Origin of the sequence: Thiorhodococcus mannitoliphagus, from assembly GCF_010915725.1 — a bacterium.
Lineage (GTDB): Bacteria > Pseudomonadota > Gammaproteobacteria > Chromatiales > Chromatiaceae > Thiorhodococcus > Thiorhodococcus mannitoliphagus.
On sequence record NZ_JAAIJR010000302.1, the window covers coordinates 1 to 1,910 of the forward strand.

2 protein-coding genes, 1 tRNA gene and 1 pseudogene are annotated in these 1,910 nt (G+C 61.8%); 3 read left to right on the top strand and 1 reads right to left on the bottom strand.

The annotated features are described in order from the left end of the window. The 3 genes and pseudogenes from G3480_RS26345 to G3480_RS26355 all read left to right on the top strand — a co-directional run. Positions 1 to 325 (top strand): annotated as a pseudogene (locus tag G3480_RS26345) (ISNCY family transposase); the annotation flags it as partial. 197 nt (positions 326 to 522) lie between these two features. Continuing rightward, positions 523 to 858 (top strand): transposase, encoded by a 336-nt coding sequence (locus tag G3480_RS26350; protein WP_164657162.1) that lies wholly within the window; start codon positions 523 to 525, stop codon positions 856 to 858. A 182-nt stretch (positions 859 to 1,040) separates the two neighbouring features. After that, entirely contained in the window at positions 1,041 to 1,559 is a 519-nt protein-coding gene (locus G3480_RS26355; protein WP_206171922.1) for a site-specific integrase, read from the top strand. 139 nt (positions 1,560 to 1,698) lie between these two features. On the opposite strand, the gene G3480_RS26360 is transcribed toward G3480_RS26355, so the two are convergent. After that, positions 1,699 to 1,774: transfer RNA gene (locus G3480_RS26360), tRNA-Thr, on the bottom strand. Positions 1,775 to 1,910 lie beyond the last annotated feature (136 nt).

Here is a 1,910-nt window from a genome sequence, read left to right on the forward strand (position 1 = left end):
TTCACAGCCCGGCCAACCAGCAGCGCCTCGCCGAGCTGGTGGATTTCCCGGTGCTGCCGAAGAAGGGCAAACGCTCGCTCGCCGAGCTTGAGCGTGAGCACGCCCGCGCTTCATCGCGCGACGCCACCAGCACTCGGCCGTCGAGTCTGCCATCAATGCCCTGGAGGCCCATGGGCTCGACCGCTGTCCCGATCACGGGATCGACGGCTTCCGCCGCTATGTTGCGCTGGCCGTCGTGGGGCGCAACGTCCATCGCCTCGGCGCCATCCTGCTCGCCCAAGCGGCTGAGGTGGAGCGCCAGCGTCGGCGCCAGCGCGCCGCCTGAGGCCATCGGCCACGCGATCCCGACGGATCCGAGGGAGTGGTCTGTCCAAAAAACGCCCTTGCCTTCAAATCGCCCCATCCACTCCCGTTCTGCCCCGCATCATTGCGCTGAAACGAATAGAAACCCGCTGCACTGGGATCACGATCAGGGGGCGGCGCTGAATTGAACGGGGTTTTCGTTCAGGCTACTTAGAGCATGTGCGTGCCCGCGAGCCCGAGCGCAGGATCGTCATGTTCTGGGATGGCGCCCCCTATCACCGCTCGAGCACCGTGCTCGCGCGTGCCAAGGAACTCGACATCACCATCGAGCCGCTGCCCGGTTATAGCCCGGATTTCATGCCGGTCGAAGCGCTGTGGCGGTGGTTGCGCGAGGATGTCACCTACCAGCACTGCCACGCGAGCCCTACGGAGTTGATCGCGCGCGTGAATCACTTCGCCGACACGATCAACCTCGATCCGTTGACGGTCGCCGACCGCCTGTGGACGAGAACGACACTCGATCCAGAGGAGGAGAAATTACGCATTCCGGCCTAGGTGGGGTTTAACCTTATTCGTTAGAAGAGACTGAGCACAAGGCAAGCCAGCAGGACGATATCAACCTACTTCGCTGGCTTGACTCACACCTCGGGTCATTCTCTCTCAACGACATCACCACGGACAAGATCGACCAAGTAGCACGTGCTCGAAGCGGGACAGCGCCAGCAACCAAGAACCGCATGGTTGCGCTGATCCGCGCCATCTTGCGACGTGCCGAACGTCAGTGGGGCTGGATCGATCGGGCGCCGTCTGTGCGGACTTATGCCGAGCCGGGCTTACGCATTCGCTGGCTTACCCGTGACGAAGCCGACCGACTGCTGAAGGAATTGCCCGAGCACTTGGCCGATATGGCGCGCTTCACGCTGGCTACGGGATTGCGGCGCGCCAATGTTACCGGGCTGGAATGGGGGCAGGTCGATCTCAGTCGCCGGGTGGCTTGGATTCATCCTGATCAGGCAAAAGCCCGACGGGCAATCGGGGTGCCGCTCAACAGCGATGCCGTGCTGGTTCTTCGGCGCTGGATCGGGCGCCATGATCGCTGGGTGTTCACGTACAAAGGGAATCGGATCACCCAAGTTTCAACAGCTGCATGGTACAAGGGACTGGAGCGCGCCGGCATCGAGGATTTTCGCTGGCACGATCTCCGGCACACCGGGCCTCCTGGCACGTTCAGGAAGGAACTCCGCTCCAGGATTTGATGCAGCTTGGAGGTTGGTCGAGCTATGACATGGTGCTCAGGTATGCGCACTTAGCGCCTGAGCACACGGCACGCATCGAGCGTTGCCGCACATTATCCGGCACACCGTCGAAGCCTGAAAGGATAAGCCATTGATTGTATGGAGCCGATGAGCGGATTCGAACCGCTGACCCACGCATTACGAATGCGTTGCTCTACCAACTGAGCTACATCGGCAGCCAAGCAGAGAACTATATCCGAAGCGGTCGCGCTCCTCAAGTCCTTGATGATGCGCACAGCAATTCCCGCTGGCCGCAGCGTCGAGCGGTCGCGGGGGATGTAGCCCGGCGCTGGAGATCAACAGACAAACGCC